Annotated in this window: 20 protein-coding genes, 1 tRNA gene and 2 pseudogenes; 20 read left to right on the top strand and 3 right to left on the bottom strand. The window is 68.6% G+C overall.

The genetic code is table 11. The features are described 5' to 3' along the window. The first annotated feature begins 176 nt into the window (after positions 1-176). From ABN028_RS13125 to ABN028_RS13065, 13 genes and pseudogenes are all read left to right on the top strand, one after another. Entirely contained in the window at positions 177-1,913 is a 1,737-nt protein-coding gene (locus ABN028_RS13125) for an ABC transporter substrate-binding protein (protein WP_349696800.1), read from the top strand. 237 nt (positions 1,914-2,150) lie between these two features. Further along, positions 2,151-2,525: an NADH-quinone oxidoreductase subunit A gene (locus ABN028_RS13120; RefSeq protein WP_349330101.1), complete on the top strand. Its 375-nt coding sequence runs from the start codon at positions 2,151-2,153 to the stop codon at positions 2,523-2,525. After that, positions 2,516-3,157, top strand: coding sequence for an NADH-quinone oxidoreductase subunit B (locus tag ABN028_RS13115; RefSeq protein WP_349330102.1), 642 nt, complete (start codon positions 2,516-2,518; stop codon positions 3,155-3,157). The genes ABN028_RS13120 and ABN028_RS13115 overlap by 10 nt, the downstream gene beginning before the upstream one ends. Then, positions 3,154-3,969 carry an NADH-quinone oxidoreductase subunit C gene (locus ABN028_RS13110; RefSeq protein WP_349696799.1) on the top strand — a complete coding sequence of 272 codons (816 nt, stop codon included), beginning with the start codon at positions 3,154-3,156 and terminating at the stop codon, positions 3,967-3,969. The genes ABN028_RS13115 and ABN028_RS13110 overlap by 4 nt, the downstream gene beginning before the upstream one ends. Beyond that, positions 3,926-4,921 carry an NADH-quinone oxidoreductase subunit NuoH gene (nuoH, locus tag ABN028_RS13105; RefSeq protein ID WP_349696798.1) on the top strand — a complete coding sequence of 332 codons (996 nt, stop codon included), beginning with the start codon at positions 3,926-3,928 and terminating at the stop codon, positions 4,919-4,921. Before ABN028_RS13110 ends, nuoH begins: the two co-directional genes overlap by 44 nt. Positions 4,922-5,078: 157 nt before the next feature. Beyond that, a pseudogene (locus ABN028_RS13100) lies at positions 5,079-5,306 on the top strand (4Fe-4S binding protein); the annotation flags it as partial. Positions 5,307-5,548: 242 nt separating this feature from the next. After that, positions 5,549-6,130 carry an NADH-quinone oxidoreductase subunit J family protein gene (locus ABN028_RS13095; RefSeq protein WP_349696797.1) on the top strand — a complete coding sequence of 194 codons (582 nt, stop codon included), beginning with the start codon at positions 5,549-5,551 and terminating at the stop codon, positions 6,128-6,130. Then, positions 6,130-6,621 carry an NADH-quinone oxidoreductase subunit NuoK gene (gene nuoK / locus ABN028_RS35355; RefSeq protein ID WP_502879179.1) on the top strand — a complete coding sequence of 164 codons (492 nt, stop codon included), beginning with the start codon at positions 6,130-6,132 and terminating at the stop codon, positions 6,619-6,621. The genes ABN028_RS13095 and nuoK overlap by 1 nt, the downstream gene beginning before the upstream one ends. Beyond that, complete coding sequence (locus tag ABN028_RS13085; protein WP_349696796.1) at positions 6,618-8,600, top strand: NADH-quinone oxidoreductase subunit 5 family protein; 1,983 nt, start codon at positions 6,618-6,620, stop codon at positions 8,598-8,600. The genes nuoK and ABN028_RS13085 overlap by 4 nt, the downstream gene beginning before the upstream one ends. A gap of 61 nt (positions 8,601-8,661) precedes the next feature. Then, the gene (locus ABN028_RS13080; RefSeq protein ID WP_349696795.1) at positions 8,662-10,266 is read left to right on the top strand and encodes a complex I subunit 4 family protein; all 1,605 of its coding nucleotides are present in this window, start codon (positions 8,662-8,664) and stop codon (positions 10,264-10,266) included. A gap of 6 nt (positions 10,267-10,272) precedes the next feature. After that, on the top strand, positions 10,273-12,024 hold the full coding sequence (locus ABN028_RS13075; RefSeq protein WP_349696794.1) for an NADH-quinone oxidoreductase subunit N: 1,752 nt from the start codon (positions 10,273-10,275) through the stop codon (positions 12,022-12,024). A gap of 160 nt (positions 12,025-12,184) precedes the next feature. Next, complete coding sequence (locus ABN028_RS13070) at positions 12,185-14,137, top strand: FAD-dependent oxidoreductase (RefSeq protein WP_349696793.1); 1,953 nt, start codon at positions 12,185-12,187, stop codon at positions 14,135-14,137. Between the two features lie 164 nt (positions 14,138-14,301). Then, positions 14,302-15,216: a M48 family metalloprotease gene (locus ABN028_RS13065; RefSeq protein ID WP_349696792.1), complete on the top strand. Its 915-nt coding sequence runs from the start codon at positions 14,302-14,304 to the stop codon at positions 15,214-15,216. On the opposite strand, the gene ABN028_RS13060 is transcribed toward ABN028_RS13065, so the two are convergent. After that, positions 15,207-15,701, bottom strand: coding sequence for a YajQ family cyclic di-GMP-binding protein (locus ABN028_RS13060; RefSeq protein ID WP_349330111.1), 495 nt, complete (start codon positions 15,699-15,701; stop codon positions 15,207-15,209). The two genes, ABN028_RS13065 and ABN028_RS13060, sit on opposite strands and share 10 nt — an antisense overlap. Before the next feature lie 103 nt (positions 15,702-15,804). Here ABN028_RS13060 and ABN028_RS13055 point away from each other — a divergent pair. Further along, positions 15,805-15,887 (top strand) — tRNA-Tyr (locus ABN028_RS13055). 168 nt (positions 15,888-16,055) lie between these two features. Here the strand turns inward: ABN028_RS13055 and ABN028_RS13050 are convergent. After that, positions 16,056-16,163, bottom strand: a pseudogene (locus tag ABN028_RS13050) (transposase); the annotation flags it as partial. On the opposite strand from ABN028_RS13050, the gene ABN028_RS13045 reads away from it, so the two are divergent. Beyond that, entirely contained in the window at positions 16,147-16,557 is a 411-nt protein-coding gene (locus ABN028_RS13045; protein ID WP_349696791.1) for a hypothetical protein, read from the top strand. The pseudogene ABN028_RS13050 and the gene ABN028_RS13045 overlap by 17 nt on opposite strands. A gap of 257 nt (positions 16,558-16,814) precedes the next feature. On the opposite strand, the gene ABN028_RS13040 is transcribed toward ABN028_RS13045, so the two are convergent. Then, on the bottom strand, positions 16,815-17,531 hold the full coding sequence (locus tag ABN028_RS13040; protein ID WP_349696790.1) for a GntR family transcriptional regulator: 717 nt from the start codon (positions 17,529-17,531) through the stop codon (positions 16,815-16,817). 150 nt (positions 17,532-17,681) lie between these two features. Between ABN028_RS13040 and ABN028_RS13035 the strand changes: the two genes are divergently transcribed. The 5 genes from ABN028_RS13035 to ABN028_RS13015 are packed head-to-tail and all read left to right on the top strand — an operon-like array spanning position 17,682 to position 24,756. Further along, complete coding sequence (locus tag ABN028_RS13035) at positions 17,682-18,770, top strand: mandelate racemase/muconate lactonizing enzyme family protein (RefSeq protein ID WP_349696789.1); 1,089 nt, start codon at positions 17,682-17,684, stop codon at positions 18,768-18,770. Then, a complete protein-coding gene (locus tag ABN028_RS13030; protein ID WP_349696788.1) occupies positions 18,770-19,774 on the top strand; it encodes an ABC transporter permease in 1,005 nt (334 codons plus the stop codon). Before ABN028_RS13035 ends, ABN028_RS13030 begins: the two co-directional genes overlap by 1 nt. Further along, entirely contained in the window at positions 19,771-20,706 is a 936-nt protein-coding gene (locus ABN028_RS13025; RefSeq protein ID WP_349696787.1) for a carbohydrate ABC transporter permease, read from the top strand. Before ABN028_RS13030 ends, ABN028_RS13025 begins: the two co-directional genes overlap by 4 nt. Positions 20,707-20,743: 37 nt before the next feature. Further along, on the top strand, positions 20,744-22,405 hold the full coding sequence (locus ABN028_RS13020; protein WP_349696786.1) for a type 2 periplasmic-binding domain-containing protein: 1,662 nt from the start codon (positions 20,744-20,746) through the stop codon (positions 22,403-22,405). Continuing rightward, positions 22,402-24,756: a glycosyl hydrolase family 95 catalytic domain-containing protein gene (locus tag ABN028_RS13015; RefSeq protein WP_349696785.1), complete on the top strand. Its 2,355-nt coding sequence runs from the start codon at positions 22,402-22,404 to the stop codon at positions 24,754-24,756. The genes ABN028_RS13020 and ABN028_RS13015 overlap by 4 nt, the downstream gene beginning before the upstream one ends. The last annotated feature ends 14 nt before the right edge of the window (positions 24,757-24,770 follow it).

Below are 24,770 nucleotides of genomic sequence, written 5' to 3'. Positions count from 1 at the left end.
GTGTTTCGTGCCGGAGGATGTACCCGCAAGTCCGGCTACCCAGGGTACGTTCCGGCCCATCAAGATGGAGGGCCCCATCGATGCGACCTGCGACACGTCGCCCGACGCTGGGCTCGACACGGCGTCCGATGTGGCCCAAGACGCGGCGTTCGATGCGGTGCCGGACGCGAGTCTCGGTGGTGGTCGTCGCTGCGGCATGGGCGCTCGCGCTGGGGGCGTGTAGCGCGCTTCCGCTTCCTGGACAGGGAAGCGGCGACGGGTCGCCTGAGCCGAGGCGTACCTCGACGGCCTACATCGAGGCGCAGGACCCGCACGCCGAGGCGCCCGCTCCGCAGGTGGCCAAGGCCAGGTCCGGCGGCACGCTGCGCGTTCTGTCCGCCAACTCGCCGCACACCTTCGACCCCACGAGGGTCTCCCCACTCGACACCCTGGCGATCATGAAGTTGGTCACCCGGGGTCTCACCCAGACGGTGTACGAAGGCGGCAACCCGGTTCTGGTGCCGGATATGGCCACCGATCTCGGCCGGCCAAACCGGGATTTCACCCGGTGGGAGTTCACTCTTCGCGATGGCTTGAGGTACGAGGACGGGGCACCGGTCAAGGCGGTCGATGTGGCGTACGCCATCACACGGCAATTCGCCCAACAGGAACTTTCCGGCGGACCGACGTACGGACTCGACTACTACCTCGGTGGCGACACCTATGCGGGCCCGTACGCCGACGACGGCGACTTCGAGGCGGTCGAGACGCCGGATGACAAGACGATCATCGTCAAGATGCGCAGACCGTTCCCGTCGATGCGTTACTACGCGTCGCTTCCGACATTCACGCCGATTCCCGCGGCAAAGGACACCCGTCAGGACTACACCCGGCATCCGCTGGCAACCGGCCCGTACAAATTCGCCGCCGACTGGAACGGCAGAACCCTTACCCTCGTGAAGAACCGGGAATGGTCGGCTTCGACGGACCCGGGTCGGCACCAGTTCGTCGACACGTTCATCTTCGAGTTCGGGCTCGACGAGAACGAAATCCAGCAACGGATCATCACCGATGAGGGCGACGACCAGTACGCGCTGAGCTACAACGATCTGCTGGCCGACAACTACCCGGTGATTCGCGGTACCGACGTCGAGAATCGACTGGTCGTCGGGCCGAGTCCCTGCATTTCCTACCTGTGGATGGACACCCGCAAGATTCCTCTGTCGGTACGCCGGGCCGTCGCCGAAGCGTGGCCCCTGAAGGCCGAGAACGAAGCCGCCGGATCGATTCCCGGGCTGACCTGGCAACCGGCGACCACCATCATGGCCTCGGCCACGCCCGGGTGGCTCGCCCACGACGCCATCGGCAACCAGGGGAAAGGCAACGGCGACCCGTCGGCCGCGCGGACTCTGCTGGAGGAGGCCGGCCAACTCGGCTTCGAACTGTCGTTCTTCTCCTCCGACGACGACACCGAGACCGCGATCGCCGAGGTGAGGCGAAAGGCCCTGACCAAGGCAGGTTTCACCGTCAAGACCGTTCCGGCGCCGTCGGCGCTCGCCCGCGACCTCGCAAGCGACGGCACCCGGCCGGTCAACCTGCGTTCGGGCAGGTGGTGCATGGACTGGGCCAACGGCGACGCCGTACTCCCGGCGATCCTGGACGGGCGGAAGGCCCACCTGCCGGGCGCTCCGATCCCGTCGTTCCTGAACGTCGATCGCGTCAACGCCGAGATCGACCGGATCAGCAGGCTGTCGGCCCACAAGGCGTTGGCCGAATGGGGCCGCCTCGACGCGATGATCATGGACGAGTACCTCCCCGTGGTGCCGCTCGGCGAGGAGGGTACGACGCTGCTGCACGGCTCGAAGGTCGCGAACGTCATCGTCGACACCGTGGGCGGGAGCCCCGACTACACCCAGATCTACGTCCTGGAGTAGGGGTCGCGCGCGGGGCGGCGCAGCGGTCGGTGGCCCGAGCCGCTCGCCGCCTGAGTCGCGAAGCGGGCTCGCCGGGTCCATGATCATGAAGGAAAAGTCGCGAATGGACCGAAAAACCTTCATGATCACGATCATGATCACGGGGGAGGGAGGCGCGTGTCGAAGCGCGCGGGCGGAGCTTGAGGGCGCCCTTCCGCCCGACACTAGACTCGGCCGTCGGATGTGAAGGAGAGGGGCATGAACGCGGACTACTACGCGACCTACACGGTCGTGCTGAGCGTTCTGCTTCTCGGCGTGGTCTTCGCCGCGGTGGCTCTCGTCGCCAACCGGCTCCTCCGGCCCACCAACCCGTCCCGTGAGAAGTACCTCACCTACGAGTCCGGCGTCGATCCGGTCGGCGCGGGTTGGGCGCAGAGTCATGTCCGTTACTACGTCTTCGCCTACCTTTACGTCGTCTTCGCCGTCGACGCGATCTACCTTTTCCCCTGGGCCACGATCTTCGCCGCGCCGGGGTTCGGGTGGACGACGCTGGTGGAGATGTTCGTGTTCCTCGGCTTCATCGCCGTCGGCCTGCTCTACGCCTGGCGCAAGGGAGTGCTGACATGGACGTGACGACCCCCGCCGGCCAGGGAACGGGTTCGGCGCCGCACACTCCGAAGACCGCGCAGCCGCTCGACCTGCCGATGCCGCATGTCGGGCCGCTGCAGAAGCTGGCGCCCGAACCCCTGAAGTTCGTTCTCAACTGGGGTAGGCGCTGGTCGCTGTGGGTCTTCAACTTCGGCCTCGCCTGCTGCGCGATCGAGTTCATCGCGTCGTCGATGTCGCGGCACGACTTCATCAGGCTGGGCGTGATCCCGTTCGCGCCGGGGCCCCGGCAGGCCGACCTGATGGTCGTCTCCGGCACGGTGACCGACAAGATGGCGCCCGCGATCCGCCGCCTGTACGAACAGATGCCCGAGCCGAAGTACGTCATCTCGTTCGGTTCCTGCTCCAACTCCGGCGGGCCGTACTGGGATTCGTACTGCGTCACCAAAGGGGTCGACCAGATCGTGCCGGTCGACGTCTACGTGCCGGGGTGCCCGCCGCGGCCGGAGGCGTTGCTGCAGGGCATCGTCAAGCTGCAGGAGAAGATCGCGGCGGAGTCGCTCGAACAACGGTACGCAGGTGCCGGCGCTGCCCCGTCGCGGTGGCGGAGCGTGGCGTCCCTGCTCAGGCGGCCCGTTCGGCCGGGTGACACCTCGTGACCTGGTACACCGACACCCGGGACCTGCTGGCGACGGCGCTCGGTGTCGAGGTCGGGCTCGACGAGGGCTTCGGTCCACCCACCCTCGACGTACCCGCTGACCGATGGGTCGAGGCACTGCGCGTCCTGCGGGACGAGGCGGGGTGCACCTTCTTCGACTGGTTATCCGCCGTCGACGAACTCGACCAGGGCTTCGCCGTCGTGTGCCACGTCGCCCGGCTCGGCGCCGCGTCGGAGCAGTCGAGCGCGCCGGCGGTGGCGCACCTGTTGGTGCGTACGCGGATTCCGCGTTCCGCACCTGCTCTGGCGACGGCCACCCCGGTCTACGCGGGTGCCGGGTGGCACGAGCGCGAGACGCACGAGATGTTCGGCATCGACTTCGCCGGGCACCCGGGGCTTGCGCCGTTGTTGCTGCCGGACGAGTTCGAGGGTCACCCGTTGCGCAAGGAGTTCGTGTTGGCGGCCCGGGTGGCGAAGGCATGGCCTGGCGCGAAGGAACCCGGCGAGTCCGACCACGACACCGGCCGGTCGCCGAGCCGGCGACGGATGGCGCCACCTGGCGTACCGGCTGCCGAGGCGTGGGGTCCGCGCCCGCCCGGTTCGGAGGCGCCGGACCCGATGGCGGTCACCGCTCCGCCGGCCCGACCCGCCCGTGGTCGGGGTGAGCGTCCGGCTCGGGGTGAGCGTCCCGCTCGGGGTGAGCGTCCGGCCCGGGGTGAGCGTCCCGCTCGGGGTGAGCGTCCGGCCGACGGTGAACGTCCGGCCCGGGGTGAGCAGCCGCCCGAAGCGACCGGCGGGGGCGATGATGGCTGAGGCGCTCGAGTTCGTCCTTCGCGTGGGCGGCGTCTTCGTGGCGTTCCTCGTCCTCCCGCTCCTCGTCGGTCAGACCGAGCACAAGGTGATGGCGCACATGCAGGGTCGGCTCGGCCCGATGTACGCGGGCGGTTTCCACGGTTGGGCACAGCTCGTCGCCGACGGAGTGAAGTTCGCGCAGAAGGAAGATGTCGTACCCGCCAACGCGGATCGCCGGGTCTTCCAACTCGCGCCTGTCCTCGCGCTCGTGCCGTACCTCGTGGCACTGGTGGCGATCCCGTTCGGGCCGGGACTCGTGGGGGTCGAGCTCGACGCCGGGCTGTTCTTCGTACTCGCCGTGATGGGCGTCGGCGTCCTCGGTTCGCTCATGGGCGGCTGGGCGAGCGGCAACAAGTACAGCCTGCTGGGCGGCTTCCGGTCGGCGGGCCAGTTGCTCGCGTACGAACTGCCGTTCGTCCTCGCAGCGGCAAGTGTCGCGATGGCGGCCGGCACGCTGTCGCTCTCGGGCATTGTCGAGGCGTGGGAGCCGTGGTGGCTGATCTGGCAGCTGCCCGGGCTGTTCGTCTTCTTCGTCGCCGGACTGGCCGAGCTGCACCGGCCGCCGTTCGACATGCCGGTCGCCGATGCGGAGATCATCTTCGGGCCGTACACCGAGTACACCGGGATCCGGTTCGCGCTGTTCCTGTTGGCGGAGTACGCCGGAATCGTCGTGCTCGCGGCCCTGACGACGGTCCTCTTCCTCGGCGGTTGGGAGGGGCCGTTCGCCGGTGCGCTGGGATGGTTGTGGACGCTGCTCAAGGTGTTCGCGGTGGCGTTCGTGGTGATCTGGGTGCGGGTCGCCTACCCGCGGCTGCGGGCGGACCAGCTGCAGCGGTTGGGGTGGCAGCTGCTCGTACCGCTCGCCCTCCTGCAGCTCGCCCTCACCGGCGTGGTGGCGGTGGTCCGCTCATGAGACTTCGGGTCGTACGCAAGGAGGTGTGGTGATGGCCGGGATTCCGGGCAAGGGACTCGCGCACGGGCTCAAGGTGACGTTCGACAACCTCACCAGGCGTTCGGTGACGCAGCAGTACCCCGACGTCAAGCCGGACCTGCCGGCGCGGTCGCGCGGTGTGATCGCGCTCTTCGAGGAGAACTGCACCGTCTGCATGCTCTGCGCCCGCGAATGCCCGTGCTGGTGCATCTACATCGACTCCCACAAGGAGACGACGCCCCCGGCGGAGGAGGGCGCGCGCGAACGCAGCCACAACGTGCTCGACCGGTTCGCGATCGACTATTCCCTCTGCATGTACTGCGGGATCTGCATCGACGTGTGTCCGTTCGACGCGTTGTTCTGGTCGCCGGAGTTCGAGTACGCCACGACCGACATCGCCGATCTCACCCACGAACGCGACGAGCTGCGCGAGTGGATGTGGACCGTGCCCGTACCGCCGCCGCTCGACCCTGGCGCGGAGCCGGCCAGGGAGATCGGCGTCGCGGAGAAGGCCGTGGAGAAGGCCGCGGCGAGAGCCGTCGAGCAGGCCGCTGCTCAGCCTGGTGAGCAGGCCGGTGAGAACGAACGTACGAACGCGGACGGCGAGCCATGAGAGCCGTCCAGGTGCTCTTCGCCCTCTTCGGTGTGGTGGCGGTCGGCTCGGCGTTGCTGGTCGTCACGACGCGGCAGGTCGTCCACGCGGCGCTCTGGCTCGTGGTGACGCTCGGCGCGCTCGCGGGGTGCTATCTGCTGTTGACGGCGGAGTTCGTGGCGTGGGTGCAGGTGCTCATCTATGTGGGAGCGGTGGTCGTCCTGCTGCTCTTCGCGCTCATGCTCACCCGTGCGCCGACCGGGCCGGTCGCCGACCTCACCAAGGCGAACGCCTGGTTCGCCGGGATCGTCGCGTTGGCGGTCGCGGCGGTCCTCGGTACGACGATGGTGGCGGGCTTCGCCGGTGAGGTGATCGACCTTCACCGGGTCGAGGTCGGGAGCGCGAAGGCCATCGGTGCAGCGGTGTTCTCCACCTGGGTCCTGCCGTTCGAGGTGCTGTCGGTGCTGCTGCTGGCCGCGCTCGTGGGTGCGATCGCGCTGTCGACCCGTGGTTCGCCGAGCGGCCCGAGGAGTACGCCCCGTACGCCACCGGAGGGAACGAAGGGCGCGGGCGTCACCGGCACCGGAGGTGGCCGCTGATGCCACTGCTGCTGCCGCTGCTCGTCGGGGTCCTACTGTTCTCCATCGGCGTCTACGGCGTCCTCGCACGGCGCAACGCCGTCCTCGTCCTCGTCGGTGTCGAGCTGATGCTCAACGCGGTGAACCTGAACGTCCTCGCCTTCGACGCCTGGCACCGGGACCCCTTGCACAGCGGGCAGATCCTGACCCTCTTCGTCATCACCATCGCCGCCGCCGAGATCGGGCTCGGGCTGGCGATCGTCCTGCTGGTCTTTCGTACCCGCGCGTCGATCGACGTGGAGGACGCCCGCGAGCTCGCCGACCGCGACGCCACCGATGAGGCGTACGCCGACGAGGTGGCGGCGATGGATGCGGCGGAGGACGCGCGGGTGGAGGCAAGGGCTGAGGCAGCGGATGCGGCGGCGGCGGCCGAGCTGTCCGAGGATGGTGGCCGGCCATCTCGACATGCCTCCGGCAACTCCGAGGACGCACCGGCGGAGGCCAAGCGATGACCGCACTCCTTCTCGCCGCGACCGGCGCGGCGTTCCTCGCCGCCGTCCTCACTCTCCTGCTCGGCAGGGCCGTCCCGCGCGCCGTCGCGCCGATCGGTGTCCTGGGCGCCGGCGTGGGATGGATCGCCTCGCTGGCCGTCGTGATCGCCGACCTTTCCGGACGCCTCGAGCTCCAGACGCTGGTGCTGGCGCACGTGCCGACGGGAGGGCTGGCGTTCGACATCGCCTTCCGGGTCGACGGGCTCTCGGCGCTGGTGAGTCTGCTCGTCACGAGCGTGGCGCTGGCGGTGCAGATCTACTCGATCGACTACCTGCGCGGGGATTCGCGGTATCCGTCGTACGTCTGCCTGGTGTCGCTCTTCACCGCCGCGATGCTGCTCGTGGTCGCCGCCGACGACCTCCTGGTGCTGCTCGTGGGCTGGGAGGTGATGGGCGTCTGTTCGTACTTCCTGATCGGCCATCACTGGGAGCTCGCCGACGCGCGTGACAGCGCGGTGAAGGCGTTCCTGGTCACGAGACTGGGCGACATCGGCTTCCTGTTCGGGATCTTCGTCCTCGGCGTCGCGGCCGGCACGTTCCGAATCAGCGAGATCCAGGAGGCCGCCGTCAATGGCGGGTTGACAGTCGGTACGGCCACGCTGGCGACCCTGCTGCTGCTCTGTGGCGTGGTCGGCAAGTCGGCGCAGTTCCCCCTGCACATCTGGCTTCCGGACGCGATGGCCGGGCCGACACCGGTGAGCGCGCTCATTCACGCGGCGACCATGGTGGCGGCGGGGGTGTTCCTGGTGGCGCGGCTGCTCGCGGTGTTCGAGCTCGCGCCCGCGACGCTCGCGGTGCTCGCCGTCATCGCCGCGATCACCATGGTCGGATCCGCGCTCGCCGCGCTCGCCGAGGAGGACATCAAGCGGGTGTTGGCGTGGTCGACGGTCAGCCAGTTGGCCTACATGCTGGCGGGACTCGCGGCGGGTGGTTACACCGCGGGGGTCCTGCTGCTCGTTGCGCACGGGGCGTTCAAGGCGTTGCTGTTCCTGTGCGCGGGCGCGGCGATCCACGCCGTGGGCAGCAACCTGATGTCGGCGATGGGCGGGCTACGGCGGACGCTGCCGATGACGTTCGTGACGATGACGATCGGGTTGGCGGCGCTCGCGGCACTGCCGCCGTTGTCGGGGTTCTTCGCCAAGGACGCCGTGCTCGGTGCGATCCAGGAAGCGGTCCAGCACGGTGGAGTGCTGCCGGTGAGCGTCGGATGGATACTGCTGGTGGCGGGGTTCGCGACCGTCGCCCTCACCGCGGCGTACTGCACGCGGCTGTGGCTGCGGGTCTTCTTCGGAGCCGGACCTGACTCGGCTCCGTTGGGTGAGGGACACGCCTTGGATGAGGGTGCCCCTGCGGTACACGCCTTGGGTGTGGGTGCCCCTGCGGCACACGCCCCGGATGGAAGGACTCCTCCTCCAAGATCGGAGGCACCGGCACTCATGCGATGGCCGCTGATCGTGCTGGCGGTGCCGAGCGCACTGCTCGGGTTCCTGGCGCTGGCCCCGCGAACATGGGCGCGCTGGCTGGGCGGCGGTGGGCCCGCGGAGGCCGAGGCGCCGAGCCTGCTCCATGCGAGTACGACGATGCTGTCGCTCGCCCTTGCCGGACTCGCGGTCGCGGCGGTCACGGCAGCATGGCGGAGCCGGGGCAGGCGCGACCCCGCGGACCTGCTCGGCCCGGCGAGACCCCTGCTGCAGCAGGGATTCCGGATCGACGCGGTGGTCGCCAGGATCGTCGTACGACCGGTCTACGCGCTCGCGCGCGTCGTCGTGGCCGGCGACCGCGATGTCGTCGACTTCTACGTCCAGGGCTCGGGCCGGGCGGCCCGCTCGGTCGGAGGCCTGCTGCGGCTCGCCCAGACCGGGAACGTCTCGACCTACCTGAGCCTGGTCGTCGCCGGTGTTCTCGTCCTCGCCCTCGCGGCGTGGGGGGTGGTCGCGTGATCGAACTCCTGATGTGGCTGGTGATGCTGCTCCTGGCAGGTCTCACCGTGCGGACGGTGCCATGAACGTCCTGCTCTGGCTCCTCCTCGCCCTGCCCCTCGCCGGTGCCGGCGTGGTGGCGGGTGCGCCGAGGCTGGTCGCCGAGCCGGTGGTGGCGCGGGTGGGTGCCGTCGTCGGTGCGGCGACGTTGCTGGTCGCTGTCGTCGTCGCGGTGCGCTTCGACTACGCGGCGGCGGAACGCGTGCAGTTCGAGACGGACGCGAGCTGGATCCCCGCGATCGATGTCCGCTGGCATCTCGGCGTCGACGGCATCTCACTGGCGATGGTCCTGCTCACGGCGTTGCTGGCGTTCTGCTGCCTGCTCTACACGACCCGCATCCCGCCCTCGACCGCCGCGTCCGTCACGGCCGCCGGTTCCGACGCCGCCTCCGCTGGTGGCGCCGCCACTTCCGCCGGGCAAGGACAGCGGCCACCGACCCGGGCGTTCGTCGCTCTGGTCCTGCTCCTCGAGGTCGGGATGCTCGGGACGTTCGTGGCGTTCGACCTGATCCTGTTCTTCCTGTTCTTCGAGGTCGTCCTCATCCCGATGTGGTTCGTCATCGCCGTCTGGGGAGACCCGCACGACGGAGCCGGGCGGCGCCGTGCGGCCACGACGTTCATCCTCTACACCCTGCTCGGCAGCGCGCTCATGCTGCTGGGATTCCTGCTGGTGTACGCACAGGCCGGTACGTTCGACCTCACCGCTCTCGCGGCGGGCGCCGGCCGGGGAATCACCACGGCCGCCCAACTGCTCGCCGCCATCGCCATCGGACTCGGCCTCGCGGTCAAGAGCCCGATGTGGCCCCTGCACACCTGGCTGCCCGACGCGCACGCGAAAGCTCCCACGGTCGGCTCGGTCCTGCTGGCCGGCGTACTCCTGAAGATGGGAACGTACGGCTTCGTCCGCGTCTGGCTCCCGGTCGTCCCCGACGGCGCCCGCGCGGTGGCGCCCTATCTCGCCGGACTCGCCACCGTCGGCATCATCTACGGCGCACTCGCCTGCCTGGCGCAGCGCGAACTCAAGCGGCTCATCGCGTACTCCTCCGTCGGCCACATGGGTTTCGTCCTGCTCGGCATCGCGACACTCACGCCGGTCGGCGTCAACGGCGCGATCTTCGCGGGAGTCGCGCACGGGCTCATCACCGGGCTGCTGTTCTTCCTCGCCGGCGCCATCAAGGACCGGCACGGCACCGGTGTCCTCGCCGACCTCGGTGGCGGACTGTACGCACGGATGCCGCGGCTCGGCGGGCTGTTCGTCTTCGGAGCGGTGGCGAGCCTCGGGCTCCCCGGGCTGGCCGGGTTCTGGGGCGAGATGCTGGCGCTGTTCGGTGCGTACGAACCGCACGCCGCGCTTGCCCGGACGACCTACATCGTGCTGATGGTGCTCGCCGGACTCGGCGCTGTCCTCACCGCTGCGTACTTCCTCGTCCTCGTTCGGCGGATCTGCCAGGGCAGCGACACGATCGGGCCGAGCCTCGTACAGAACGGTGCGGCCCTTCGTGACGTCACCGCGATCGAGGTGTGGTCGTGGGCGCCGCTGGTGGCGCTGACGCTGGTGCTCGGGCTGTATCCCGGCGCGGTCCTGGCGGTCACCGAACCCGCCGTCACGCTGCTGGTGGGGAGGTGAGTGCCGGTGCCTGACCTGGTGCAGCCGATCAACTGGCTCGCGATCGCGCCACCGCTCGCCGTCGCGCTGACCGCTGTCGCGGTACTGGTCGTCGACGCGGTGGCGCGTGGTCGGCGGCCCGGCCTCGTGTCGTGGGCGGCGTTCGGCGGCCTGGTGAGCGCGCTCGCGCTGCTGCTACCTCTTCGTCATGTCGCCGGCACGAGTTCGGCAATGTTGGCCGCGGAGGCCGCCTCCTCGCCCGGACAGAACATCGACTTCGCGATTCTTGGGCACGATTTTGCCTTCTGCGCACAGGTGGTTGCCTTCCGCGTCGACCCTCTCAGCGGACCAATGACGTGCTCATACGTCGTCGACAACACAACACTGGTCTTCCAGCTGCTTGCGGCCGGGGGTGCGGCCGTGGTCGTCTTGCTGTCGACCCGTGCGTCGCTCGGTTCCCGGATCCCAGTGGGGGAGTACCACTTCCTGCTGCTCTGTTCTGCCAGTGGGGCGATGGTGCTGGCCGGGGCGCGGGACCTCATCACGCTGGTCGTGGCGTTGGAGCTGGTCTCGCTTCCGGCGTTCGCCCTCGTGGGGTTGCGCGGCGGCGACCGGCGGGCGGCCGAGGCAGCGCTGAAGTTCTTCCTTGTCTCCGTCGTGTCTGTCGCGGTGATGCTCTTCGGGGTCTCACTCGTCTACGGCGTCACCGGCACCGTCTACCTTGCGCAGATCGACGCGGCGCTGCGGGACGGCGCCGGCCCGGCCGGCGTCGCGGCCGTCGGCGTCATGCTCACGCTGGTGGGGCTGGCCTTCAAAGTGGCGGCTGTGCCGTTCCACTTCTGGGTGCCCGACACGTATGTCGGCGCGCCCGTACCGGTCGCCGCCTACCTGTCCGTGGTGTCGAAGGCGGCCGGATTCGTCGGGCTCCTGCTGGTGGTGAGCATCGCGTTTCCGTCGTACGCCGGAGTGTGGGCACCGGTCGTCGCCGTCCTCGCGGCGCTGACGATGACGCTCGGCAACCTGGTGGCGCTGCGGCAGCGCAACGCCGTCCGGCTGCTGGCGTGGTCGAGTGTCGCGCAGGCGGGCTACCTGTTGGTGCCGCTGGGGGCGGCGTCGGCGGCGTCGTCCGCGGTTACCTCCGGAGGCGAGGGGTCGGCGGCGGGCGCCGACGGGTTGCTGCAGGCGACCGTGGCGTACCTCCTCATCTATGCGGTCGTGAACCTCGGTGCGTTCTCGGTCGTCGCTGTGACCGCGGGCGCGCGCGGGCCCGAGGTGCGGGGGTCGGACGCGCGCGGGTCGGCTGGCGGCCGGCCAGCGGGCGGCGGGTCGGAGCTGCGCGGGTCGGTGGGCGGCGGACGGATGCTCGCGGACTACCGCGGGATGGCGTGGTCCCGGCCCGTGCGGGCGTGCGCGCTGGCGTTCTTCCTCCTCGCACTGGCCGGGCTACCGCCGGGTGTCATCGGGTTGTTCGGCAAGGTCGTGATCTTCCGGGCGGCGATCGACGGCGGCGCCGGGTGGCTCGCGGTGGTGATGGCCGTGAACGTCGTGATCGCGCTGGCGTACTACCTGTACTGGGCGGCGCTGCTCTTCCTCCCGCCGCAGGCTCGTGGACGTCCTGTCGATGGCGTACGTCTGGACCCGGCGACGGCGGGTCGCCGGCTCGCCACCCCCTGGCCGGCCGGGATCGCGGTCGGGCTGACGGCGGTGCTCGGCGTCGTCCTCTCGGTCGCGCCCAACCTCGTCCTCGGGGTCCTCGGCGTGGTGAGGCTGGCGTTCTGAGCGGCACGATGAGCGGCAGACCGATGGCAGCCGAGCGGCAGGCGGATGGCAGCAGAGCGGAAGGCGGATGGCAGCCGAGCGGCAGGCCGGTGGCGACATGAGCGGCGACCATGGTCCACGTGCGCGGCGGGCGACCATGATCATGAAGGATTCGAGGCGTATGCGACCACAAGACCTTCATGATCACGATCATGATCACGGGGCAGGTCCTGGGCCGGGCGGCGGCGGGCAGGATCCTGCGCTGGGACGCGGGCCGGACCCTGCCGGGAGCGAGGCCGGTGGGGGAGCGGACTGCGAGGTGCTCGTCGTGGGCGCCGGGGCGACCGGGCTCGCCGCCGCGCTCGACCTGGCCCGGCGCGGCGTGGACGTTCGCCTCGTCGACCAGTCACCGGAACCGAAGCCCGGGTCGCGGGCGTGGACACTGCATCCCCGTAGCCTCGAGATCCTTGCCGATCTGGGAGTGATCGACGACGTACTCGCCCGTGCCTCGCGGAGCGCCGCCCAGCGCGTCCATGTCCGTGGGCGGTTGCTGGCAGACCTCGGTGACCGTCGCCGCGGGCAGAATTCCACCACGACCAGGGCGGGCCAGCGCTTCACCGGTCCGGTAGCCCTCTCGCAGGTGCACCTGGAGGAGATTCTCCGGGCGCGACTCACTGGTCTCGGGATCCGGATCGACTTCGGCCATACGCTCCGACACCTCCGCCAGGATTCGCGCGGCGTCGTGGCCGGTCTTACCGACGAGGCGGGCGACGATCGTCGTGTGCGTTCGGCGTATGTCATGGGGGCAGACGGCGGCCAGAGCACCGTACGCCGGCTGCTGGGCCTCGCCTTCACCTCCGCCTCGCCCGGTACCCCTGCGCCCACCGGTAACTCCGCTCCGGCCGGCACGTCCGCGCCCACCGGGACGTCCGCGCCCACCGGTACGCCAGCGCGGTCCGGTGCCGGCGCCGCGGAGTCAGCCCCGGCCGTGCGGCTGTGGTGCGGCGACATGGGCGTCGAGGGTCTCCCACCCGCCGACCGCACGTACCGCTGGTGCGGGCCCGACCACGACATCACCCTCGCTCCCCTCCCGCACACCACCCGCACGGGCGCCACGATCTGGGCCGTACGCATCGTCGCGGACGCCGCCGCGCTCGGCGCGGCACGCCCCAGCACGGATGCCCTCCAGACGCTGTTCCAGCGCTTCACCGGATGGACCCAGGTGCGGTTCATCGAGGCGGCCTGGCTGTCGGCGTACGACATCGCTCCTGGGGTCGTCGACCGGATGCGCGACGGGCGTGTGTTCGTGGCAGGGGACGCGGCCCACGCTCACTCGCTTCATGCGCCGCACGCGGCGGCGGGCTTGGCCGCCGGCCTGTGCGACGCGACCAACCTGAGCTGGAAGCTGGCCGCGGTCCTGCGTGGGGCGGAAGAGGACCTGCTCGACAGTTACGAGGCGGAGCGCCTTCCGGTCGCGCTTCGCACGAGCCAGCTGTCGACGGACCCGGTACGTGAGCTGCTCGGCGACGCCACCGGACCGCCCGCAGCCCGACGAGGCGCTGGTCGAATTCTGCGAAGCCTCCCGCCGCAAGCCGCGGGCCTTGTTCTGCGTCGCCGGACCGCCCGCGACGTCCGACGTGGCGAGCGCGACCTGCACTACCGCGGATCCCGACTGTCCCAGGAACTCGGTGGCCGGCGGGTCATGCTCCGCGCCGGCGACCCGGTGCCGGACGTACTCCTGTGGAGCCCGGCCCGCGCCGCCGACGTACGCCTGTCCGACGTACGCCTGTCCGACGTACGCCTGTCCGGCGTACGGGCATCCCCTCCCACGCGGGCCACCCAGTGGACGGTTCTCGGGCTCGGCAGCGTCACGACCGAGGTGGTCAGGGCCGCCCTGCATCGGTTCGGGCCGGCGGTTTGCGGCGAGGTCATCGGCGGTGGCCTGGGTACCGCCAGGGGCGTGACTCTCCTGGACAGATACGGCGAGGCGCGGCGCCTGCTCGGCCGCCAGGGCGGGTCGGTTCTCGTCGTACGTCCCGATGGTCATCTCGGCCTACGCTGCGGACTGAACCCGGACATTCTCGAGGCGTACCTCGAGGATCTTGTGGGGGCCTCCGCCGAGGTCGCCGGCTGACCTCCGCGGTCGGCGCCCGCGGCGTTGTCAGGACGTCGGACGCGTTGACATTCGCCGAACGCCAGAACTTTCCCCGAACGCCGGAACTTTCGCCGAACGCCGCAACTTTCGGGAACGCCACCGTCGGCGCCAGGCGTTCTCCGGACGGAGGTCCAACGAAGGTTATGCACGACCGCGCGCACTGCCATCGCAACCAGCTCAAGACGACGATGCTGCTGGCCTCGTTGTCGGTGCTGCTGATCCTCGGCGGCGGCGCGGTCGGCGGTCGGGTGGGCCTGGTGGTGGCGTGCGGCCTCGCGCTCGCCATGAACGCGGGCGCGTACTTCGCGAGTGACCGGATCGCGCTCCGGTCCATGCGGGCCTATCCCGTCAGCGAGGCCGACCATCCGGAGCTGTGCCGGATCGTCCGCGAACTCGCCACCGCGATGCGCCTCCCGATACCCGCCGTCTACGTCTCCGCGACCGCGACACCCACCGCGTTCGCCACGGGCCGCAACCCGCGCCGTTCGACGATCTGCGTGACCCAGGGGCTGCTCCGGCTCCTCGACCAGCGCGAGCTGCGCGCAGTCATCGGGCACGAACTCGGCCACGTCGCCAGCCGCGACATCCTCATCTCCTCGGTCGCTTCCGCGTTGGCGAGCATGATCATGTCCGCGGTCCAGTGTGCGTGGCGGGTGCGGTTCGGGCGTACGCACACCGCCTGGCCGGGCTCGGCAGGGCGGTCGGTGCGAGGCGTACGCCCGGTCGGCCTGCTCCTGCTCCTGGTCCTCGGCCCGCTCGCGGCGTCCCTGTTGAGGGTGGCGATCACCCGCTCGCGGGAGTACGCGGCAGACCGTACGTCGGCGAGGATCACCGGCGACCCGCTGGCGCTTGCCGACGCGCTCCGCAAGCTGGAGTCGACGACGCGGCGGGTGCCCCTGCCGGCCGACCCGGCGCTGCGGAGCACCGCCGCGCTCATGATCGCGAGCCCCTTCCGCCAGAGTGGGTTCGGACGACTCTTCTCCACCCACCCGTCGACCCGAGACCGGGTCCGGCGGCTGGAGTATCTGGCAGGGGTCCGCCGCGGAACTCAGCGGTAGTTGACGAACTGCAGGGCAACGTCGAGATCCTTGCCCTTGAGCAGGGTGATCACCTGCTGCAGGTCGTCCTTCTTCTTGCTCGCCACCCGCACCTCGTCGCCCTGGACCTGGACCTTGACGCCCTTCGGGCCCTCGTCCCGGACGATCTTGGCGACCTTCTTGGCGTTCTCGGTGGAGATCCCCTCCTCGAACGTGCCCTGGATGCGGTAGTCCTTGCCCGACTGCCGCGGATCGCCGGACTCGAGATGCTTCAGCGACACGCCACGCTTGACGAGCTTCTCCTTGAACACGTCGAGCACGGCTTTTGCCCGTTCCTCGGAGTTGGCCGCGATCTCGACGCCGAACTCACCCGACCAGCGGATCTGGGCACCTGTGCCCTTGAAGTCGTACCGCTGGGCGATCTCCCGCGCCGCTTGGTTGAGTGCGTTGTCGGCTTCCTGCCGATCGACCTTGCTCACGATGTCGAACGACGACTCGGCGGGCATGCGGGCTCCCCTCATTCGTAGCTGCTGGTGACGCCCGGCCGGCTGCGGCGGCCAGGTAGCGTCTGCGCTATCCTCTCAAGTCGCTGTCGTACGACAGCACCCAGGCAGGTTGCCCGAGTGGCCAAAGGGAGCGGTCTGTAAAACCGTCGCTGAACTGCTACGTTGGTTCGAATCCAACACCTGCCACCTTGTAAATGCCCAGGTCAAACCGGGTTTGGTGACTTCGCCACCGGCTAACGGGCGAGCGGTACGCATACCGTCGCCCTTAGCGTGTCGTCTGGTGTTCGCGCTGGTCAGAGCGGTGCTTAGACAGGCTGGCTGCATGCAGCGGCGGCCGACGCGGCGTATATGCGGCGAAGTTTCCGCGCGGCAGAAGCTGAGCCATCCCGCGCCGTCGTCGGCGCTGGTGACGTCCACACCGAGGATCTCTCGGTGACCGTCGCCGTTGGCACCGGTTGCAGCGGTCGCGCTGATCGATTTCGATCTGGCCGGGCCCGGATCCGCGCTCTGGGATGTCGCGGCGGCAAGCCGCTTGTGGGTGCCCCTGCGACCCGACGCAGACATCGACGATCCGCGCCGGCACCGGACACTGACCTGGCCACGGGAGTTCGCCGACGCCTACGGCCTCAACGATGCGGACCGGCACGGCCTGGTCCACGCCGCTACGCTCAACCACACCTGGTGCATGGGCTACGTACGCCGGAAGGCGCAGGATGGCCATCGATGGTTTCGTCGCCGCTGGCGCAGCGGTGAAGCCGAGCTGACGGATCGGAGCAACAGCTGGTTAGAAACCAGGCAGCCACACTACGCGCCGCCGCATCTGCTACCCGATCCGAACATTCACCAGATTCCCTGAGCTAATTCAAAGCTGCTCACCCAAGAGCGTGCCATGCTTTTGATCTTCGTGCCGTACGTGACCAACCCAGGCCATGGCACCGGCTGTCGGCGCGTACATCGCTCGCCTGGGCTGCGTGTACGTGGCCTCCGGACATCTAGTCACCGCCAACGGCGGATCTATCCAGATGCGCCTCGATCACATCATCGCCAGGTCGCGGCTTCGCAGGACCTCTTTCGGTGCTGGCGGGCTCCTTAGAGCTCGGGAACGCGGGGGTCCTACAGGTCGGCGGAAGGCTCGTCGTATGCACCGAGCAGGCGCGACCGGGACGCCTCGAGGTGTGCACGCATCGCGTGCTCCGCGGCGGTGGTGTCTCGGGCGAGGATGGCCGCCATGATCGCTTGGTGCTCGGCTGCGGTGACCTCGGCGATGCCGTGTCGGAAGTAGAGCCGGTAGGCATGGGTGTGGGCGCGCAGTCGCTCGAGCGTGTCGGCGATCAGCGGATTGCCGCAGGCGCTCGCGATGGTTCGGTGCAGCCTTGCGTCCTGGTTGGAGAAGTCTCGGTACGCCTTGTAGTTGTCGCCGACGATAGCGGGTGCCATCTGACGGATGGCGTCGTCCATCTCCCGCAGGTCGTCGGCGTTGACGTTGGTCGCGGCACATGCCGCAGCCTCGGGCTCCAGCAGCAGCCGGATGTTATAGAGGTTGAGGAGCCCTTCACGGTCGAGGAGCGGAGCCACCGTGTAGCCCGCGTTGGGTCGGCGTACGACTAGGCCTTCGGCCTCGCACCGAAACAGCGCTTCGCGCACCGGCGTCGGCGAGACCTGCAGTTCGCGGGCTAGGCCGTCAATTGAAAGCCGCATCCCTGGCTGCAGGTCGGCGTCCATGAGCAGCTGCTTTACCGACTCGTACACACTCTCCCGCAGCATCAGACGGGGCGCCCGCTTCAACTTGGGCGCAGCGGACGGACTGGCGCCACGCCGCTTCTGCTTCACCACTGGTCCGTTCCCCACATGCCGGGCCGACGCTAGCACATGGCCATCCGATTTCATATCCGATCTTGACAAGTCCTGCCTCGCCGCTGCATGGTTCCAATATCGTATCCGATTGCTGTCGCGACGGAGCAGCTTGCGCGGAAGGGCTTCATGACGAAGATCGCGAACGTCCGGTGTCAGTTGGTCGATCTGGAGCCCGAGACGGCTCGTAGCGATGCGAGCCAGAGCTTCGTCAAGCAGGAGACGGTGCTGGTCACCGTCGAGACGGTGGACGGCATGTCCGGTACCGGGTACTCGTACACCATCGGCACGGGCGGTACCGCCGTGGTCGCGATGCTCCGCGACCATCTCGTCGACGGGCTGCTTGGAGCGGACGCTCGCAACGTCGAGCAGATCTGGCAGAGGATGGTGACCGGCACGCGTGCCACCACGGTCGGTGCCATCACTTCCTTGGCGATGGCGGCGATCGACGTCGCGCTGTGGGACCTACGCGGCCAGCGCGCCGACGAGCCTGTCTGGCGTCTGGCCGGCGGCGCGCACGACCGGTTGCCGCTCTACGACACCGAGGGAGGTTGGATTCACCTGACCTGCGAGGAGCTGGTACGCAACGCGCTCGCGGCCAAGGCGGCCGGTGTTCGCGGAGTCAAGGTGAAGGTCGGCAAGCCCTCCCTCACCGAGGACGCCGAACGGCTGGCCGCGGTACGAGATGCGGTCGGTCCGGCGTTCGAGATCATGGTCGACGCCAACCAGTGCTTCACCGGTGCGGAGGCGGCCAGGCGGGCGCATTCGTACGAGTCGCTCGGCATCGCGTGGTTCGAGGAACCGTTGCCCGCCGACGACCTCGCCGGGCACGTCCGCCTCGCTGCGGCCACGACCGTCCCGATCGCGGTCGGTGAGTCGCTCTACTCGAGCCTGCGGTTCGCCGAGTACGTCGCGGCCGGCGCGGCGGGGATCGTCCAGGTCGACGCGGCGCGGGTGGGCGGCATCACCCCGTGGCTCAAGGTCGCGCACACCGCTGAGTCCTTCAACGTGCCGGTCGCTCCGCACTTCCTGATGGAGCTGCATGCCAGCCTGGCGTGCGCGGTACCCAACGGCATGTACGTCGAGCACATCCCTCAGTTGGGCGCCATCTCGCGCGGCGGGCACGTTATCGAGGAAGGCTGGATCCGGCCACCGGAGTCACCCGGCATCGGCATCGACTGGGACCTCGACGCCATCGACAATCTCCGGGTGGCGTGATGGCGCCGATCACCTCGCCGCCGGGCGCGGTACCAGTTCTTGGCACGGAGGAGCCGGTCCAGCGGCGCCCGCCCGTGCGGTACCGGCGCAGGCGCTGGACCGAGCTGAAGAGGTCGGGGCGACGGCACTGGCAGCTGTACCTGCTGGTGATCGTGCCGCTGGCGTACTTCGTGATCTTCAAGTACATCCCGATCAGCAACGCGGTCATCGCCTTCAAGAGCTACAACGTTCTCGACGGTCCCTGGGGCAGCGACTGGGTGGGGTTCAGGAACTTCGAGCTCTTCTTTGGCAACCCGATGTTCGGAACGCTGCTGAAGAACACCTTTCTCCTCGCGTTCTACCTCGTGCTCGCGAGCTTCCCGATCCCCATTCTGCTGGCCATCGGTCTGAACGAGATCCGCCACGGACTCTTCAAGCGGACCGTCCAGATGGTGACGTACGCGCCGTACTTCATCTCCACGGTCGTCGTGGTCTCGATGACGGTCCTCATCCTGTCGCCACGGATCGGCCTTGTGAATGACGCGTTCGGTCTCTTCGGGATACCGTCGATCGACCTGCTGGGCGACCCGGACTACTTCCGGCACATCTACGTATGGTCCGACGTCTGGCAGACGACCGGCTACGCCGCGGTGATCTACCTCGCTGCGCTTGCGGGGATCGATCCGGCGTTGCACGAGTCGGCAAAGGTGGACGGAGCCAGCAGGCTGCAGCGGATCTGGCACGTGGACCTGCCGGGCATCATGCCGACCGCGGTGGTCATTCTCGTGCTCGGCGTCGGCAACCTGATGGCGATCGGCTTCGAGAAGGTCTACCTGCTGCAGAACCCGCTGAATCTGGCGCAGTCGGAGATCATCGCGACCTACGTCTACAAGACGGGGCTGCTGAACGCGGACTTCAGCATGGCGACAGCGGTCGGCCTGTTCAACTCCGTGGTCAACCTCGCGCTGCTGCTGGTCGTCAACGTGGTGGCCAAACGGATCACCGGGAACGGGCTGTGGGGATGAGCACTCAAACCTTGGGCAGGCTGCGCCGCGAGCGCGTGACCAGCGGGAAGAGGATCCGAGAGCCCTTCGGTGACCGGATCGTGCTGGTCGTCATCACGGTCATGCTGGCGATTGTCCTGCTGCTGGTGCTGATGCCGATCGTCTACATCGTCGCGAACTCGTTCTCCAGCCCTCGCGCGGTGAGCTCCGGCCAGGTGACCTTCTGGCCGGTCGACCTCTCGCTGGTTGCGTACCAGGAGGTTCTGACCAACCCGCAGGTTCTGCAGGGCTACTACAACTCGCTGATCTATGCCGTCGCCGGGACGCTGATCAGCGTCACGCTGACGGTGGCCATCGCCTATCCGTTGTCGCGCCGGACATTTGCCGGCCGCAACGTGCTGATGAGCGTTCTGCTGTTCACGATGCTCTTCTCGGGCGGCCTGATCCCGACCTACATGGTGGTCCAGGACGTCGGGATGTTGAACACCCGATGGGCGCTGCTGATCCCCAACGCGATCGGCGTGTGGCAGGTCATCATCGGGCGTACGTTCTTCGCCCATTCGATTCCTGACGAGCTGTACGAGGCCGCGATGCTGGACGGGGCGAGCGAGCTGAGGTTCCTGTGGTCGGTGGTGCTGCCGCTGTCCAAGCCGCTGCTGGCGGTGCTCGCTCTCATGTACGCCATCTTCCAGTGGAACTCGTACTTCGACGCTCTGGTCTACCTGAAGGATCCCGATCTCTTCCCGCTCCAGATCGTGCTGCGGAACATCATCATCCTGAACACGACCACGGCCGCCTCCGGTGACCTCGGACAACAGCTGGACCAACGCGAGCTGGCCAACGTCCTCAAGTACGCGCTCATCGTCGTCTCGAGCCTGCCCGTACTGATCATCTACCCGTTCATCGCGCGTCACTTCACCAAGGGCGTGCTGGTCGGCGCAATCAAGGGCTAGTCGGGGGGCCACCGTCATTCACCACAAGGAAGGAACCATGTCTCTCAAGATGGGAACGGCTTTGGCGCTGGCCGCGGTGCTGACCGTGGCGGCGTGCGGGTCCGGCGCGCCGGATGACAGCGCCGACGCCGAGATGACCAAGGACGGCAAGGTCGTCGTCGACGTGATGTCGCCGGCCGATCCGAACACGAACATGAGCAAGAACACTGTCACGAAGTTCATGAGTGGCAGGTTCAAGATCCAGTTCCGCTGGCAGCCGACGACGTTCGATGCCGGGCCGGCGAAGGAGAAGCGGCAGATCGCCCTGGCCAGCGGCGACTACCCGGACCTGTTCTTCCTGATCCCGTGGGTCGACGGGTTCACCCAGGCGGAGGTGCAGAAGCTGGGCACCGACGGCATCGCCGTACCGCTGGAGGACCTGATCAAGCAGCACGCGCCGAACATCCAGAAGGCGCTGGACACCAACAAGACTCTGAAGGAGATGGCCACAGCACCCGACGGCCACATCTACGCGATGCCGCAGTGGGCCGACTGCTACCACTGCACCTACCCGGACAAGCTGTGGATCAACAGCGCCTGGTTGAAGAAGCTGGACATGCAGATGCCCAAGACGACCGAGGACCTGCGCACCGTGCTCAAGGCATTCAAGACGCAGGACCCGAACGGCAACGGCAAGGCCGACGAGATCCCGATGACCACAGACGTCCAGGACAGCAGCCTGATCGCCTACCTGATGGGAGCATTCGCCTACGACCCGGTCGGTGCGAACAACGGCGTACGGTCGCTTCTCGCCCTGGACGGCGACAAGGTGGTCACGCCGGTCGACGACCCGGAGTGGCGCGAGGGGCTGAAGTACATCCACTCGCTGTACGAGGAGGGGCTGATCGACGCGGGCTCGTTCACACAGAACGCCGAGGCGCTGCAGGCGATTGGAAACGACCCGAAGGCTGTCCTCATCGGCTCCTCGCCGGTGCTGTGGCCGGGAATCTTCGTCCAGCTCGGCTCTGAGGACGGACGGGACAAGCAGTACGACGCGGCGCCGCCGCTGACCGGGCCCGACGGTAAGAACTACACCGGGCTGAACCACCCCACCTCGACCGGCTATACCTTCATGCTCACCAACAAGTCGAGCGAGAAGGCGCAGGTCCAGGCGATCAAGATGCTGGACTACATCTACACCGACGAGGGCCAGTTGATGGCCTGGGCCGGGCCCGAGGGTGTCAGCTGGACCAAGCCGAAACAGGGTGACATCGCGCTCGACGAGAAGGCCGAGCCGATGTACAAGCCGATGCCGTCCGAGGAAATTCCGCCGAACACGGCGTGGGGCGCCTTGGCGCAGTACAACAACACGCTGCGGTTCCGCAACGCCCAAGTCGTGCCGAAGGACATCTACGCCGAGGCGGGACTCGAGCGACGGTTGTTCGAGGCGACGAAGATGTACGAGGGTCACGAGGACCGGTCGCAGTACTTCCCCGCGGCCCAGGTCTGGATCGACCCGAGCGCCAGTTCGGAGATGGCGACGCTGAAGACCAACCTCGACAACTACGTCACGCAGGGCCAGCTGGCGTTCATCACCGGCAAGAAGAACATCGACACCGAATGGGACGCCTGGGTCCAAGGGCTGGGCGGCGTCGGCTTGGAGCGGTACCTCGAGCTGTACCAGCAGGCGTACGACAATTACCAGGAAGGCGCCAAGTGACCCTTGGTCTGCGTTGGCCGGCACCAGCCTCGGCGTGGTCCGAGGCGGTGCCGGTCGGCAACGGCCGGCTGGGCGCGATGGTGTACGGAGACGGGCGACTGCAGATCAACGACGCCACGGTCTGGTCTGGTACGCCGTCCGGTCCCGCAGAGGCACTCGGGGAGGTGCTGGCGGCAGGTGCTGGACCGGCTCGCCTGCAACAGGTGCGGGATGCGATCGAGGCGCGGGACTACCGGTTGGCCGAGACGTTGCTCATGTCCTTCGAGGGCCCGTACACCCAGGAGTTCCTGCCGTTCGCGGAGCTGCGGATGGACATCGCCGGCGAACCGGCGTACCACGGAAGGGTTCTCGACCTCCACAACGCAGTCGTCGAGGAGTCCCTGGCCGGCATCCGGCGCCGGACCTGGGCAAGCCGTCCGGCCGGGGCGATCTGCGTCGAGCTAACGGCCGATTCGCCGGTAGACGTATCGCTGCGGCTCTCGTCGCCGTTGCGGGTAGACGAGCAGTTGGGGGATGGCGGCGGCATGGCGATCGGTGTCGGCGTTCCGGCCGACGGTGCACCGCTGCACGAGCCGGACGTGGCCGAACCGCTGCGGTACCTCCAGCCAGGCGCGACGGTCGACGGCTATGACCCGTTCGCCGCGCTGGCGGTCGCGATCCATGCCGATGGGCGGTCGTCGTACGACAGCGACCGCGACGAGCTGGTCATCGAAGGCGCCACCAGACTGCTGGTGACGATCAGCAGCTCGACGTCCGCGGTGGACTGGTGGATGTCGGGAGTCCGTCGGGGCCGTGCCGAGCACCTCGACGCCGCTCGCCAGAAGGCGGGCGACGCCATCGGGGTCGGCGCCGGCGCCTTGCTTGCCGACCACCTGGAGGACGTACGGCCGCTGCTGGGTGCCGCCTCGGTGAGCATCGGGCCGCCACCCTCGGCACCGGTCGATGTCGCGGAGCTGCTGCGAAGTCGGGACGACGCGCTGATGGCGACCGTGCTGGTGCAGTACGGCCGCTACCTGCTGGTCTCGGCGTCCCGACCGGGCGGTCCTCCAGCCAACCTGCAGGGCATCTGGAACGACCAGCTCCGCCCGGCCTGGTCGTCCAACTACACGATCAACATCAACACCGAGATGAAGTACTGGGGCGCTGAGCCGTCCGGCCTCGGTGAGTGTCACGTGCCGTTGGCGGACCTGCTCGACCGGATGGCTGCCCGGGGCCGCGCGGTCGCGGCCGGCCTCTACGGCACCCGCGGCTGGGTGGCACACCACAACACCGACATCTGGGGTTGGGCGTTGCCGGTCGGGATGGGCCACGGCAGCCCATCCTGGGCGATCTGGATGATGGGCGGCATCTGGCTGACACGTCATCTGTGGGAGCACTACGAGTACGGGTTGGACCGCGAGTTCCTGCGGGTCCGCGCCTGGCCGGTGATGTCCGGTGCGGCAGAGTTCGGGCTCGACTGGCTGCACGAGGACGCCGACGGGCGGCTGCAGACCAGCCCGTCCACCTCGCCGGAGAACTTGTTCGTCGGCCCCGACGGACGCGGCGAGTCCCTCAGCACCTTGACCTCGACGGATCTGGCGCTGTTGCGGGACCTGTTCGCCAACTGCCTGGCGGCCCTCGACGTCCTCGGGTTGGACGATCCGCTCCGCGACAAGCTGGAGGCGACACTCGCGAGGTTGCCAGAGTTGCCGGTCGCTGCCAATGGCCGGCTGCTGGAGTGGAGCGAGGACCACGAAGAGCAGGATCCGCAGCACCGACATCTCTCGCACCTGGTCGCGCTCTATCCCCTCGGCCAGATCGCGCCGGGCTCGGATCTGGCCATGGCGGCAGAGAAGGCGCTCGACGCACGTGGTCCCGGCGCGATGGGCTGGTCGTGGGCCTGGAAGACCGCGTGCCGGGCACGGCTCGGCGACGGTGAGACCGCACTGTCGCTGTTCCGCGAGGCAACGGTGCCGTTCGAAGGGGACACCGGGCGCTTCGCGCCCGTCGACGGCTCGGAGTGGGGTGGTCTGCTGCCGAACCTGTTCAGCACCCATCCACCGTTCCAGATCGACGGCAACTACGGGTTCGTCGCCGCGGTCATCGAGATGCTCGTCCAAAGTTTTGACGGAACGATCCGGCTGCTGCCTGCCCTTCCGGCGGACTGGCCAGACGGTGAGGTGCGCGGCATCCGCGCCCGAGGTGGCCTTGTGGTGGATCTGTCGTGGCGTGACGGCCGGATCTCGACCGCGACCGCACGCAAGGTCACCGGCGTGGATCCGGAGTCGGTCCGCGTGGTGTACGCCGAGCGCGAGGTCGACCTGGTACTTGCCACCGGCGAATCAGTCGATCTGAAGAACCTCCTCCAGTGAGCTGCCCGACCAGA

It is taken from the genome of Actinopolymorpha sp. B17G11, from assembly GCF_040196095.1.
Classification (GTDB): Bacteria; Actinomycetota; Actinomycetes; order Propionibacteriales; family Actinopolymorphaceae; genus Thermasporomyces.
The sequence above is the reverse complement of the archived record's forward strand: the minus strand, read 5'-3'. Positions and strand labels throughout refer to the sequence as shown.